The organism is Erwinia sp. 2186, assembly GCF_057812255.1.
Genome location: NZ_CM173824.1, coordinates 2,547,552 through 2,561,044 on the forward strand (window position 1 = coordinate 2,547,552; position 13,493 = coordinate 2,561,044).

At 54.4% G+C, this 13,493-nt stretch carries 12 protein-coding genes; 6 read left to right on the top strand and 6 right to left on the bottom strand.

Annotation, left to right across the window (positions count from 1 at the left end; genetic code table 11):
• Position 1: 1 nt before the first annotated feature.
• From gntP to ACXKZG_RS11775, 3 genes are all read right to left on the bottom strand, one after another.
• Positions 2–1,336, bottom strand: a complete 1,335-nt coding sequence (gntP, locus tag ACXKZG_RS11765) for a gluconate permease GntP (protein WP_488874889.1) — start codon at positions 1,334–1,336, stop codon at positions 2–4.
• Positions 1,337–1,413: 77 nt separating this feature from the next.
• Complete coding sequence (uxuA, locus tag ACXKZG_RS11770; RefSeq protein ID WP_151037475.1) at positions 1,414–2,478, bottom strand: mannonate dehydratase; 1,065 nt, start codon at positions 2,476–2,478, stop codon at positions 1,414–1,416.
• Between the two features lie 144 nt (positions 2,479–2,622).
• Positions 2,623–4,002 carry an NAD-dependent succinate-semialdehyde dehydrogenase gene (locus tag ACXKZG_RS11775; protein WP_488874890.1) on the bottom strand — a complete coding sequence of 460 codons (1,380 nt, stop codon included), beginning with the start codon at positions 4,000–4,002 and terminating at the stop codon, positions 2,623–2,625.
• A gap of 143 nt (positions 4,003–4,145) precedes the next feature.
• Here ACXKZG_RS11775 and ACXKZG_RS11780 point away from each other — a divergent pair, with 143 nt between their 5' ends.
• The gene (locus ACXKZG_RS11780) at positions 4,146–5,012 is read left to right on the top strand and encodes a LysR substrate-binding domain-containing protein (RefSeq protein ID WP_134824116.1); all 867 of its coding nucleotides are present in this window, start codon (positions 4,146–4,148) and stop codon (positions 5,010–5,012) included.
• A gap of 97 nt (positions 5,013–5,109) precedes the next feature.
• Here the strand turns inward: ACXKZG_RS11780 and ACXKZG_RS11785 are convergent, their stop codons facing one another.
• Complete coding sequence (locus ACXKZG_RS11785) at positions 5,110–5,685, bottom strand: C40 family peptidase (protein WP_013202151.1); 576 nt, start codon at positions 5,683–5,685, stop codon at positions 5,110–5,112.
• Between the two features lie 229 nt (positions 5,686–5,914).
• Positions 5,915–7,423, bottom strand: coding sequence for an MDR family MFS transporter (locus ACXKZG_RS11790; RefSeq protein ID WP_488874891.1), 1,509 nt, complete (start codon positions 7,421–7,423; stop codon positions 5,915–5,917).
• 82 nt (positions 7,424–7,505) lie between these two features.
• Here ACXKZG_RS11790 and ACXKZG_RS11795 point away from each other — a divergent pair, with 82 nt between their 5' ends.
• Together ACXKZG_RS11795 and ACXKZG_RS11800 are read left to right on the top strand one after the other, a co-directional pair.
• Positions 7,506–8,171 carry a TetR/AcrR family transcriptional regulator gene (locus ACXKZG_RS11795; RefSeq protein WP_488874892.1) on the top strand — a complete coding sequence of 222 codons (666 nt, stop codon included), beginning with the start codon at positions 7,506–7,508 and terminating at the stop codon, positions 8,169–8,171.
• A 166-nt stretch (positions 8,172–8,337) separates the two neighbouring features.
• Positions 8,338–8,634 carry a YicS family protein gene (locus ACXKZG_RS11800; RefSeq protein WP_151037479.1) on the top strand — a complete coding sequence of 99 codons (297 nt, stop codon included), beginning with the start codon at positions 8,338–8,340 and terminating at the stop codon, positions 8,632–8,634.
• A 57-nt stretch (positions 8,635–8,691) separates the two neighbouring features.
• Here ACXKZG_RS11800 and ACXKZG_RS11805 read toward each other — a convergent pair whose 3' ends face one another.
• A complete protein-coding gene (locus ACXKZG_RS11805) occupies positions 8,692–9,828 on the bottom strand; it encodes a GGDEF domain-containing protein (RefSeq protein ID WP_488874893.1) in 1,137 nt (378 codons plus the stop codon).
• Positions 9,829–10,081: 253 nt separating this feature from the next.
• Here ACXKZG_RS11805 and ACXKZG_RS11810 point away from each other — a divergent pair, with 253 nt between their 5' ends.
• From ACXKZG_RS11810 to ACXKZG_RS11820, 3 genes are all read left to right on the top strand, one after another.
• Complete coding sequence (locus ACXKZG_RS11810; RefSeq protein ID WP_488874894.1) at positions 10,082–10,900, top strand: PadR family transcriptional regulator; 819 nt, start codon at positions 10,082–10,084, stop codon at positions 10,898–10,900.
• A 357-nt stretch (positions 10,901–11,257) separates the two neighbouring features.
• Positions 11,258–12,658 carry a M24 family metallopeptidase gene (locus tag ACXKZG_RS11815; protein ID WP_488874895.1) on the top strand — a complete coding sequence of 467 codons (1,401 nt, stop codon included), beginning with the start codon at positions 11,258–11,260 and terminating at the stop codon, positions 12,656–12,658.
• Positions 12,659–12,832: 174 nt separating this feature from the next.
• Positions 12,833–13,486, top strand: coding sequence for a DUF3313 domain-containing protein (locus ACXKZG_RS11820; protein ID WP_455864482.1), 654 nt, complete (start codon positions 12,833–12,835; stop codon positions 13,484–13,486).
• Positions 13,487–13,493: the final 7 nt, after the last annotated feature.

Below are 13,493 nucleotides of genomic sequence, written 5' to 3' on the forward strand. Positions count from 1 at the left end.
GTCAGTGGATCCACAGGCTTAACAGCAGCACCATTCCCAGGCCGACCACCGAGTTAATTAACTCAAGCAATCCCCAGGTCTTAAAGGTATCTTTCATCGAGATGCCAAAGGTCTCCTTAAACAGCAGGAAACCCCCGTCATACATTAGCGTAATGGTGTTACTGCCGCAGGCTACGGCCAGCACCATCAAGGCCGGATTAAGATGGAAGGCACCGACCATCGGCGCCACAATGCCGGCGGAGGTAATGGCGGCCACCGCACCCTGACCGGTCAGGATGCGAATGACGGCGGTAATCAGCCAGGCAATCACAAACGGCGAGAACGGCACGCTGCTCATCACGTGGACAATGCTGTCGCCAACGTCCGAATCAATGATCACCTGTTTCAATATCCCACCGGCGCTGATGACGAACAGCACGTTAGCGATCTGTGAAATCGACAGGCTGACGTTATTTGTTACGGCGTCCGCGGTCATCCCACGTCGGATACCGAGGAACCAGATGGCGGTACAAGTGGCAATTAACATGCTGATTTCCGCACTGCCGAGGAAATCACATAACTGCGTCAGTAAGGTCCCCTTGCCGGCCAGTGGCTTAATTATTGATGCCAGAATCATCAAAATAGCCGGGATCAGCGGCACCATAATGCTGGTTTTAAACGAAGGCAGCGACTGCGGATCTAACTCGGCAACGGGTTTGATCATCGAATTGAGCGGGATGTTTTTAATGCCCGGCAGAAATTTAGGCAGCAGGATCCCGGCACAAAACAGCGCAGGTATAATCACCAGCACGCCATACAGATAGACCTGCGCGATATCGGCATTAAAGGCACTGATGAGTGCCACCGGCCCCGGTTGCGGCGGGAACAGGCTGTGTCCCATAGTTGCACCGACAACAGTTGGGATCACCAGCTTCATATAGGGGATGTTGGCATTTTTGGCGATATTCATCACCAGCGGCATAGCGATCAGGAAGGCCACTTCGTAAAACATGGCGATACCGAAGATGACCCCGATAAACATCAGCCCGACGCTCAGGTAACGCGTGCCACAGCGGCGGATTACCGTGTCGGCAATCTGCTGGCTGGCACCGGATTCGGTCATAAACTTACCGATCACTGCACCGAAGATAATAATCAGCGCCAGGTGGCCCATGATACTGCCAATACCCTGCTGTACCGTGGAGACAATCTTATCTAGCGGGATCCCCTCTAAAATCGCCACCAGCACGCCGGCAATCAACAGCGAAAAGATATTATGAAATTTATATTTGAGATTCAGTACGACTAATAACGCAATCCCTAGCAGAACCCATGTAAGTGATAATACAGGCGACATAATGATCCCTCATAATGATGTTATCTATCTGTAAGCCGACACCGGGAAATAGCGGGGAAAGCTCCCCGCTGGAGAGGTTATTTACTGCTGACGGCTTCCCACAAGCCAAGAAGATAGGTAACGCCTAATGCACGATCGTACAAACCATAGCCCGGACGACCGGTCTCGCCCCAGATAAAGCGGCCATGATCCGGACGGATATAGCCATCAAAGCCATTGTCGTGCAGCGACTCAATGACCTTCAGCATATTCAGGGAGCCGTACTGAGTGGGATGCGCCGATTCGTAGAAATCCTTGTCCTGGATGATTTTGATGTTTCGCACATGGGCAAAGTGAATGCGCTTACGACGCGAAAACTCAGCCAGAATGCCGTACACGTCGTTAGCCGGATCTTCCGCAATGGAACCGGTGCAGAGCGTAATGCCGTTTGCCTCGGAATCGACCGCGTTACAGATCCAGTCCAGATCGTCGCGGTTTTTCACTACGCGCGGCAGGCCGAAAATGGAATACGGGGGATCGTCCGGGTGGATCGCCATCTTCACACCGACTTCTTCACACACCGGGATCACCGCTTTCAGGAAGTAGGCCAGATTTTCACGCAGTTTTACATCATCGACGTCTTTATACTGGGCAAAAAGCTCCTGCACTTTACCCAGACGCTCCGGTTCCCAGCCTGGCAAGGCAAACCCGTTGGAATTTTCCAGAACCTCTTTCACCACCTCTTCCAGACTCTTGTCGATACCCTTCTTCTCGAAGGCCATGGTCAGGGAGCCGTCTGGCAGCACGTAGTTCATATCGGTCTTCATCCAGTCAAATACCGGCATGAAGTTATAACAAATCACCTTCACACCCGCTTTGGCCAGATGACGAATGGTTTGCTGATAATTGGCGATGTAGCGGTCACGGCTTGGCAGGCCAATCTTAATGTCGTCGTGAATATTCACGCTTTCGATGACTTCCATCGTCAGACCTGCGGCCTGAGCCTGACCCACCAGCGCGGCAATCTTCTCTTCCGGCCAGACTTCACCGACGGCAACATCGTACAGTGCCCCAACCACGCCTTCCACGCCCGGTACCTGACGGAAATACTCCAGGGGGATTTTGTCCTGCTCCGGACCGAACCAACGCATCGTCATTTGCATGATTAATTCTCGCTATACTGTTTAGCTTGTATGGTAGCCTACCATCGCAGTATAACCCGCCAGCCAACAATTGGGTTGATGGCGGTCACAGAATGGACGCTTGCTGGTGAAGAAAATCGGCGGCGGCGGTCCCCAAAGTGGGGATTAAAGCTGCTGTCCGGCCATCAGCACATATTTTACCTGCACATATTCCTCAATACCGTAACGCCCGCCTTCACGACCATATCCCGAATGCTTGATGCCGCCGAAAGGAACCGACGCGGTGCCGACCGAGCCGGAATTCATGATGATCATTCCCGCTTCCAGCTGTTTCGACAGGCGGAAAGCGCGGCCAAACTGGTTGGTCCAGGCATAGGTCACCAGGCCATATTCGGTGTTGTTGGCGCGACGGATCGCTTCTTCCTCGGTTTTGAAGCGATACAGGGCGAATACCGGGCCGAAAATCTCGGTGTTATGCAGTGCTGAGCTGTCGTCTAAATCACCGAGGATAGTCGGCTGGAAAAATAATCCGCCTTTCTCATGCAGTTTCCCACCCAGATGGACGGTCGCGCCCTGGTCAATGGCATCGTTCACCAGCGACGTGACTTTCTTCACCGCCTGCTGATTGATCAGCGGCCCGACAACAAATTCCTCCTGCATGCCCTGGTCCACCCGAATTTTCGAGACGGCCGCGATGAGCTGCTCTACAAAACGGGAATAAATGCCTTCCTGCACAAAGATGCGGTTGGGCGAAATACACACCTGCCCAGAATTACGCAGCTTGGCGCTGACCAGGCCGGCTACCGCTTCCGTAAGCGTGGCATCGTCGAAGACGATAAACGGCGCATTGCCACCCAGTTCCAGGGTCATTTTTTTCAGCGTGGTGCCGCACTGGCTCGCGAGGATCTTTCCAACGCGGGTCGAACCGGTGAACGACACCTTATGGATACGCTCGTCGCGGGTAAAGGCTTCGCCTATCGCTTGCGGATCGCCGGTGACCATTTCAAAAACTCCGGACGGAATACCGGCTTCGCGCGCATATTCCAGTAACTTCCACGCCGTCAGCGGTGTCTCTTCTGCTGGTTTGATCACCATGGTGCAGCCGGCTGCCAGCGCGGTGGCCACCTTGCGGGTGATCATCATAAAGGGGAAATTCCATGGCGTAATGGCGGCAGTCGGGCCAACCGGCTCCTTCATCACCAGCACCGAGGCATTGGCATCGTGCGACGGGAGGGTGTCGCCATAGACCCGGCGCGCTTCCTCGGCATACCATTCGATAAAGCCCAAACCGTACTCGATTTCGCCCAGCGCTTCGCTCAGGCATTTGCCGTTTTCTCTGACCATCAGTTCGGCGAACACGCGCTTATCGGCGCGCACCAGGTCATACCAGCGGCGCATGATATCGCTGCGTTGTTTGGCGGTTTTTAGCGCCCATGCCGGAAAGGCTTCACAGGTGCGGTCGATCGCCTCGGCGACCTCTGCCGGGCTCATTAACGGCGTCTGGCCGATCACCGAGCCGTCGGCGGGATTGATTACATCGATCATGATGATTTCCTGAGTTGTCGTCTGAACAGGTTCTTCTCAAGCGGACGGAGAAGAGGTGTCCCGAGAGTCTGCTGCGATAGCATTCTCGCCACAATCGATTAAAATTACGCAATCATTGAGAAAAACTAAATCGGGAAATTTCTGTGCGTGAGCTTCCACCGTTAAATGCCCTGCTCGCCTTTGAATCTGTTGCCCGCACCGGCAGCGTGCGCGCCGCGGCGGAATCCCTGTCGGTGACGCCTGGTGCGGTCAGTCGGCAGTTGCGCCTGTTAGAAGAACATTTTGCCACTGAACTGTTCCGCCGACAGGGACGCGGATTGCTGCTGACTCACGCAGGGAATGCGTATTACCAACAGGTCAGCGTGCATTTTGAGGGCTTACGCAAGGCGGGCGGCCTCTTACATCGTAGCGCAGGGAAATCCGTAATCCGCCTGCACTCTTTTACCACCTTCGCCACGCGCTGGCTAATCCCCAGGCTGACGTCATTTCAGCTGGCGCATCCGGCAATCGATATCCGGCTGACCACCGCCTCGGACTGGGACGATGCCACCGATTATGATGCCGCCATCCGCCTGGGCAGCGGCGACTGGCCGCAACTCCATGCCACCGCCTTAGTTGGCAACGTGCTGGTTCCGGTCTGTCGACCGACGCCGGGCAGAAAAGAAAGTTTCCGGCCCGACAGCCTGAATAAACATACCTTGTTAAGCGTGCGCGGAAGACCGGATGACTGGCAGATTTGGGGAGAGGCGTTTGGCGTCGACCTGAAGCAACAGAGCTGGCGTGAACTGGAAAGCTCCGCGCTGGCGTATCAGGCGGCGCTTGAAGGTCAGGGAATTGCTCTGGCGCAACGGGTGCTGGTTGAAAGCGAGCTGCAGGCCGGTTCGCTGATCGCCATGGAAGCGCACCAGGTTGACTGCGGCAAGCTGACCTACTATCTGGTGTGGAGAGAAAACAGTCTGAAGGAAGCCAGTTTACGACTGCTGGAAAACTGGCTTAGCAGGAATGGCTAGTGGTTAAATTCCCCGGTCTGACCCACCGGGGAAATCGCCAGGACGGCGGCCCAATGATAATTACGCCACGATCCCGCGATCGATATATGGTTGTCGATTATTTACTGGCAAGAAAGAGATTTTTCTTATCGCTATTAAACGAAATTTCCGCCCCAACTTCTTTTTTCAATCGGCGCGCCTGGTAATAAACCGATTTCCAGTACGGATTATCCAGCGACGAACGCATCACGCCATTACTGACTGACGCATGCAGGAACTGATCCTGAGTATCATAAAAACCCACATGCAGCTCATTATGAATACGGAAAAATACCAGGTCGCCAGTTTGCAGTTGATTCCTTGCCACCGGCTTACCCATTTCAATCAGTTCTTTTGTGGTGACGCGATCCATCGGAATATTGAAGCGATCCTTCAAGGTGCGCCAGACAAATCCGGAGCAGTCAACGCCCTGCAGGTTGGTCCCGCCCCAGTGATACGGCGTACCCTGCCATGAGTGCATTTGATCGTGCAAAGCGGCGAGCACCGGAATCAAATCGGGTTGCTCAGCCAGGTTACTATTTTGCTGCTCATTATTATCTGCAACGTTACGGCCAGAATCATGTTTCGATGAACATCCCGCAATGACGATAAAGGCGAGAGTGAACAGATTCTTGAATGTGAATAAATGTTTCATTAATACGGCCGCAGGGAGAGATAAAAGATAACAACTTATACCGTAGATAATTATCCGACTAAACAGCCAGTGTTAACTATCCACCCCACCTTACTTATCTTTACAAAACTTCCCTGCTGCAAAAATAACACCGGGCAACGTTCAGGGGTGAAATTGCACTTATTTCCCCTGACCGCCTCCTTATTAACCTCATCGCGCTGTGCTTATTTTCCCGATGCAGCCCCCTCGCCTATTCGCGACGAAGCGGCGCTTCAGGCAGCAACCAGGATAAAACAAAGGCGAGGATCATCACGCACATCGCCATTAAAAACGCCGCATGAATGGCATCCCCAAACGCCAGCAGATAGTCATGGTGAATGGCCGTCGGCAAGTGCTGTATCGCTTTGGGATCCATGCTGCGCGGCAATTCTGTTCCTTCAGGTATCAGCCGTTCCAGCCCGGACTTCAGCACCTGACTGAACACCGTGCCAAACAGCGCCACGCCAATCGAGCCGCCCACAGAGCGGAACAGCGTCACCGATGAGGTCGCCACGCCGAGCAAATGCGGCTCCACGGTGTTCTGTACCACAATCACCAGCACCTGCATCACCATGCCCAGCCCCATTCCCATCACGCAGGTGAACAGATAAAGATGCCAGGTGGGCGACTCGGTGGTAATGGTGGTCAGCAGTCCCATACCGATACTGGCCAGTAAGGTGCCGGCAATCGGGAAGACGCGATACTTACCGGTGCGGCTGATGATGCGGCCACTGATGATCGACGTCAGTAATAACCCGCCCATCAACGGTAACAGCTGCATCCCCGCCTGGGTGGGCGTTGCCTCTTTCACTATCTGCAAATAGAGCGGCAGGAATGTCACGCTGCCGAATAAAGACATGCCGATAATAAAGCCGATCAGGCTCGACAGCAGGAAGCTGCGCTCGCGGAACAGCCGCAGCGGGATAATCGGCTCTGAGGCCAGCCGCTCTTCGTGGATAAAGCCAATCACACCGACGATACCAAACGCCAGGATGCACCATAATGCCGGATCGGACCAGGCTTTCACCGAGCCGCCTTCACTGGTAAACAGCGTGATGCCCACCAGCGCCATGCTGAGATAAAAGGCGCCCAGCACATCAATCTCATGCTGCTTGCGCTTGCCGCCGGGCTTCAGCACCAGACCAATAATCACCAGCGCCAGCAGCCCCAGCGGCAGGTTGATATAGAAAATCCAACGCCACGACATATGCTGGACGATAAAGCCGCCGGTTAACGGCCCGATCACCGTGGCCAGGCCAAACACGCCCCCAAACAGCCCCTGATAACGGCCCCGCGTGGCGGGTGGAACCACATCGGCCACCGCCGCCATACTGACCACCATCAGCCCGCCGCCGCCAAGTCCCTGTAGCGCACGGGTCAACACCAGCTGATCCATGTTTTGCGCCAGTCCGCACAGCGCCGATCCCAGCAGGAACAACACGATCGACAGCTGCAGTACCGGCTTACGACCGTAAAGATCGCCGAACTTACCGTACAGCGGCACCACTACCGTGGAGGCCAGCGTATAGGCCACCACCACCCAGGTGAGCTTATCCAGCCCACCCAACTCGCCAACGATGGTCGGCAGCGCCGTTGAAACGATGGTCTGGTCCAGTGCGGCTAGCAGCATCACCAGCAGTAACGCGCTAAACAGCAGACGCAAAGAAGGCTCTTTGGTCTGCACGTCAGGTTGATTTAATGAAGTGGATTCTGGATCCATGAGATGACTCGCTTGTAATTAATTAAATGCACAATTAATATTTACCGCAAAGCTTAACATGAACGCAACAGGCAGGTAAAAAATGTCCGCACTGAAAGCAAATTCTGGCGCTAAGCCGCTGAAAACTGGCCCACGTAAGCCAGGCCGCCCTCGCGGCGGTGCGATTAACGTCGAGCAGCGCGATCATCTGCTGGATATTGCGCTCCATCTTTTTGCCCAACAGGGCATCGCTGAAACCTCGATGAACGCCATCGCCCGTAACGCCGGTGTGACGCCGGCGATGATGAATTACTACTTTCACTCCAGAGAAGCCCTGCTCGATATCATTATTGAAGAGCGTTTCCTGCCGGTGCGCAGTCGTATTTTTGCGGTTTTTGTCGCCAACGCTGACGCACCGATGCTGGCGATTGAACAGATGGTCAGGGAACTGGCGTCCACCGCGCAGCGCGACAGCTGGTTTGCCCCCCTGTGGATGCAGGAAGCGGTCAGTGAAAACTCACCCCTGCGCCTGCGGATCCAGGAAAAATTTGGCAAAGAAGCGCGCATTAAAATCCTCAGCATTATGGAAGGCTGGAAACAGCAGGGAAAAATTAACGCGCAGATCAATACGGTGCTGTTGATGAGCTCTCTACTTAGCCTGGTGCTGGTGCCCCTGGTGCAACTGCGGCCGGGTGATGATGATGAAACCCGTGAAGCGATCGTCCAACACGCGCTCGCCCTGTTGTGCAAAGGGATTTCGCCGGAATAACGCCGTTGAGAGTCGTGTCGGATTTCTGCGCACAAGATTTTGCCAGGCATTCACTGTTATTAAATAATCCTGCTCGCCACAGCTTTTAACGTCATTGATGGCGATGTGCCAATGTTGCAATACACTTCAATCAATCCCGGCGTATAACTTCTACAGGAGCTACAGCATGAACTTTCGCAAAACGATTCTGACTGGCTTTTTACTTTCGCTGACGGCCCCGGCCGTCGCAGCACCCTACGACGACCTGGCGTATGCATTGAGGCAGCAAAAAATCATCAATGACTTACGCAGCCATTGCCAGATTGATACCGCTATTCCTGATGCAAAAATAAAATCCACGTTCTTGCACGATAAGCAGACCGAGTCGCAGATCCTGGCCGTGGCCGCGGCGTTGAGAAATAAGAACAGCGACGCCTACGGCGAAGCGATCGATGATATTCAGTGCCCGGAGTTGCAAAAATAGTCGAACCTTATCCGCCTGCCTCGTTCATAAGGACTGCCGTCGGTGCGGAATGTGCCCCTAACGGCACCAGCGGTTACGGCCCTGTTCCTTGGCACGATACAGTGCGGCATCGGCATCGGCGAGGATCTGCGCCGCGCCCTTACTGCCATCCGATGAGGCAATGCCCATACTCACCGTGACAGTGTCACTCACATCTGACCGTTCGTGTCGCAGATGCGCCTGTTGCAGGTTAGCCTGAATGCGTTCGGCAATCTGCTCTGCCCCCGCTGGCGTTGCGCCAAACAGCATCACAACAAACTCTTCACCGCCATAACGCGCCACCAGATCCTCGGAGGTGCGTACCGCCGTTTTCAGCACCGCAGCCACTTCCGCCAGACAGACATCCCCGGCCTGATGACCATAATGGTCGTTGTAGCGTTTGAAATAATCGACATCGAGCATAACCAGCTCAACGCTCGCCTGTCGGCTGACGGCATTGTGCAGATGATCTTCCAGCGCACGGCGGTTAGCGGTGCCGGTCAGAACATCCTGGTGGGCCAGCGTATCCAGCCTGGAAATCAGCAGCTGATTTTCCTGAAAGCGCAGCCAGGCTTCATTAAACCAGCCCTGCAACATATAGCGGCCGTAAATCAGGATCAGCGTGAAGATCAGGCACACCGCTGAAAAACGCAGATTCAACCCGGCATTGACCTGCAGATTCCCCGCCACCGTGGCCAGCCAGATGGGCACCACAAACAGCAGCAGACCTGAAGGCCAGTAATAGAGGGCTGCCAGCGCGCTCATCATCAAGATCGAACTTAAGGGATAGGCAAGCGGCGTCTGCAACGCGGTGATAAAGCTGAAGCCGCTGGCGGCCCAGAGTCCGCTTTGCAGCAGCAACAGGAGCGAGAGTAAAGGCTTAATTGCTGGAGATGGCTTCGCCTTCAAAACGAAAGAGATGGCCAGCATGGCGACCGACACCAGCAGGGTCGCTAACATCAGCAGGTCGATCACCGTCAGAAGTTTGCCAGAGACAACCACTCCCGCATCAAAATTGCCAAACATGATGTTGCGCAGGTAAATCATCAGCGCAAAGCTGCCGTTCACAAAGGCGAACCAGCTCAGGCTTTTCGCTAAGGCATGGCTGACCATATGGCCACGGCTCTGCCACAAGGGAATGGAGGAAAGCGTGGTTTTACGCTGCTCGTTGATCACGACGTTGTTCCTTAACATGATAAAAATGAATCATTAAAAGAGTATGCGACGGATCCGGCCTTCTCGCCAATGGCGGCATGGGCGCTGTGATCCACCCTGCGCATTCCCCTTTTCACCGTCCCTGCCCACAGGCCGAAATGAACATAACGTGCGCAATGCCGATCGCTGTCTGTTGCTATTTACTATCGTAAGATATAAAACTAGCACTATCTTACGATACAGTCGTAAGATACCTTTCAATCTGGAGAACCCTATGTTTAAAGAAATGTTTAATGATCGCCGTGGCGGTCGCCACCATTCTCACTCCCAGTCTCAGGACCGTCGCAGTGATTGCTTCCAACAGGCCGAAAGTCGCGAAGAGGCGCTGGCGATGATGTTTGACCAGTGGCGTGAAGCGATGCGCAATGAGCGGATGCGCAGCCGCCATGAAGATCCCCGCAGCGGACATCACCACCACCATCGCGGGCGTCATGATGCGTCTGGTGAACGTCATTTCGATCGCCGTGGCGATCGTCATGATGGGCATCGCGGCGGACACCGTGGCGGCCGGGACGACGCCGGTCATCGCGATCGCCCTTCTTTCCTGCGTGGCCGTAAGTTTGGCGCGGACGAACTGCAGTTGCTGCTGCTGTCCCTGTTAAAAGTACAGGCCAGCTACGGTTATGAGCTGATTAAGATCCTGACCGACAAGAGCGGTGGCTTTTATACGCCAAGCCCAGGCGTAATTTATCCGGCGCTGACCTACCTTGAGGATGTGGGTTTTGTGACCGTTCAGCAGGAAGGCAACCGCAAACGCTATGCGATTAATGAGCAAGGCGAAGCGCATCTGAACGAAAACAAGGCGGTGGCGAATGCCCTGATTGCCAAGCTGGCCCTGTTTGCCAGCCAGAGTGATTCCGTCAGTCAGGCGATGTTCGAACACCGCCAGCCGTTTTCAGCGGAGCTGACCCAGGCCATCCACGATTTGCGCAGCCAGCTGCATGCGTATCACGGCAGCGATGAAGACACGCAGCGCCAGGTTGCAGAGATTCTGCAGGCGACGCTGGTACAAATGCAGTCCGTTGGCCGTTAAGGCGACGCGCGGGGGGCATTTCCCCCGCACGTTATCAACTTAAGCCAAATTAATTATTCTTTCAGGGGCTAACCTGCTCTTATATAGCCCTATGAATCTCCTTACCCGCAAGATCACAAAAATCATCTTCTATTTCGTGACGTCACTGATTGTTGGGCGCACGCTCGGCAGTCCTGAAATATGGTTGAGTCATGACTTAGCGACGCGCATCGCTAAACTACTTTATGGTGACGGTGATATAGGTGCTGATAACTTTTATGACCTGTATTTTTCTCTCTCCGTCATCACTGTCTTTTCTATAACCACTGTAATTTATATGTTAACAATGAAGTTAATTCGAAAACATTGAGGTTGACGATGAATCAGTCCCCTGTCCGTTTTGAGCTTACGTCTGTCCCGCCACCAAAGACCTTCCCTGATGCAAAATCGCCGGCGATCGGCGATGAGGCGATGCGTCAGCGGCTGCAGAATATTCTCCTGGCCATGCAGCAGCATCGGCTTGATGCCATTGCGATTTATGCCGACAAAGAGCATGGCGGGAATTTCGAATACCTCGCCGGATTTATTCCGCGCTTTGAAGAAGCCTTGCTGATCCTCACGGCGCAGGGGGAACTGACTTACGTGATGGGTAATGAGAATCTGAAACTGGTTCCCTTTGCGCGCAACGGCGGCAAATGCCTGCACGCACCGGCCTTTTCCCTGCCTAATCAACCAATGGATAACGACGCGCCGTTAGTGGATGTACTGCTGCAGGCAGGCCTCACCAGCGGAAGCCAGATCGGCGTGGTCGGCTGGAAGTTATTTACCAGCCGGCTGCGCGACACCCGTTATACCTTCGACGTGCCGTCGTTTATCGTTGAAGCCATTATCGACGCCGCAGGCGAGCGGAAAAATGTGGTTAACGCCACCTCGCTGTTTATTTCCCCTGACGTTGGCGTGCGCCGGCTAAATACCGCCAGTGAAATCGCCTTTTATGAGTATGGTGCCAATCTGGCTTCGACCAACGTGCTGGCCGCGCTTGAGCAGATTGAACCCGGTAAAACCGAGAAGCAGATTGGCCAGCTATTAGCTGCGGATGGTCAGCCGAATAGCGTCATTACCATCGCCGCCACCGGCGACCGCTTTGCCAATGCGGGCTTATACCCCACGGATAAAGCGATTCAGGCCGGTGATAAGTTCTCGATGACCGTCGGCTTTAAGGGCGGGCTGACCAGCCGTTCCGCCTATGTGGTGGCGGCTGAAAATGAACTGCCTGCGGCGGTGGCGGATTATCTGCCGGCGTTAGCCATCCCCTACTATCGTGCGGTAACCCGCTGGCTGGAAGCCCTTCGCCCAGGCCTGACGGGCGGCGAGCTTTATCAGGTTGTTGAAGAAGCCATGCCGAAGGCGAAATGGCACTGGCATTTAAATCCGGGCCATCTGGTGGCGGATGAAGAGTGGCTCTGCTCGCCGGTCTACCCGGATTCGACGATCGCGCTTGAGAGCGGAATGATTTTTCAGATCGACATTATTCCGTCACTGCCTGGCTATGGCGGTTGCAGCATTGAAGATACCGTTGCGCTGGCGGATGCGGCGTTGAGAGAAGCACTGCAAACCCACTATCCGGATGTCTGGCAGCGGATGGAAACCCGCAAACGCTATCTGCGCGATGTGCTGAATATCACGGTATCAGAGGATGTCATCCTGCTTTCCAACACCGTCGGTTATCTGCGCCCTTTCCTGCTGGATAAGACACGGGCGCTGGTCCGTCAACTCTGATCGCTCCGCCAGCCACATCCTCTGTGGCTGGCGTTAACCGCCTCCCTCACGTTAACACCACGCAACATCCTCTTGACACTTCCTCACAACCCATGCATAACTAAACCGTACAGTTCAGTTATAAACTGAGTTTATCCACTGACCTTTCTCTCTCCTTTTTCCAGGGCCTAAAAAATGATCAGACCGTCGACTGTTGCCTTACTCACCGTGGCTGTTTTCCTGACCGGTTGTACAAGCACACCCCCCGCCCGCTATGCCGGGATAGATTCCGCCTCGCGGCTGACACCCAATACGGGCGATGAAGCGGATCGCATCCCGTTTAAGTACAGCACGCAGGTAGACTGGAATCAGTACAGCACCATGATTGTTGAACCGGTGACGATTTATCAGGGTGCTGACGGCCAGTTTGGCGATATGTCGCCAGCCGATCGCCAACAGCTGGCGGCCTATATGAAGGAGAAATTCACCGCCAGTCTTCGCGCGCACTATCAGGAAACCACCGTGGTTGCGCCGAAAACGTTGCGGATAAAACTGACATTGACCGGAGCGGATACCACCACCCAGGTCGTGGGTACCTTCACCAAATTCGATCTTGCAGGCGGCCCGTACAATATTGTGCAGTCTGTTCGCGGTGGCCGGGGCATGTTCAGTGGTTATGTCGACTATGCGGTTGAAGTTTACGATGCGCAGAGCAATACATTACTGACTGCCTGGGTTGCCCGTCAGTATCCGAATGCCATGAACATCTCCGCAACGATTGGCTCGCTTAGCGCGGCCAAAGTCGGTATCGACAAAGGGGCCGATGAATTAGCGAATACGCTGAAGTGATCCGCCA

What these genes read in the sequence shown, in the direction of transcription:
- gntP (WP_488874889.1), bottom strand. Translation starts at nt 1,336, where the DNA reads ATGTCGCCTGTATTATCACTTACATGGGTTCTGCTAGGGATTGCGTTA.
- uxuA (WP_151037475.1), bottom strand. Translation starts at nt 2,478, where the DNA reads ATGCAAATGACGATGCGTTGGTTCGGTCCGGAGCAGGACAAAATCCCC.
- ACXKZG_RS11775 (WP_488874890.1), bottom strand. Translation starts at nt 4,002, where the DNA reads ATGATCGATGTAATCAATCCCGCCGACGGCTCGGTGATCGGCCAGACG.
- ACXKZG_RS11785 (WP_013202151.1), bottom strand. Translation starts at nt 5,685, where the DNA reads ATGAAACATTTATTCACATTCAAGAATCTGTTCACTCTCGCCTTTATC.
- ACXKZG_RS11790 (WP_488874891.1), bottom strand. Translation starts at nt 7,423, where the DNA reads ATGGATCCAGAATCCACTTCATTAAATCAACCTGACGTGCAGACCAAA.
- ACXKZG_RS11795 (WP_488874892.1), top strand. Translation starts at nt 7,506, where the DNA reads ATGTCCGCACTGAAAGCAAATTCTGGCGCTAAGCCGCTGAAAACTGGC.
- ACXKZG_RS11800 (WP_151037479.1), top strand. Translation starts at nt 8,338, where the DNA reads ATGAACTTTCGCAAAACGATTCTGACTGGCTTTTTACTTTCGCTGACG.
- ACXKZG_RS11810 (WP_488874894.1), top strand. Translation starts at nt 10,082, where the DNA reads ATGTTTAAAGAAATGTTTAATGATCGCCGTGGCGGTCGCCACCATTCT.
- ACXKZG_RS11815 (WP_488874895.1), top strand. Translation starts at nt 11,258, where the DNA reads ATGAATCAGTCCCCTGTCCGTTTTGAGCTTACGTCTGTCCCGCCACCA.
- ACXKZG_RS11820 (WP_455864482.1), top strand. Translation starts at nt 12,833, where the DNA reads ATGATCAGACCGTCGACTGTTGCCTTACTCACCGTGGCTGTTTTCCTG.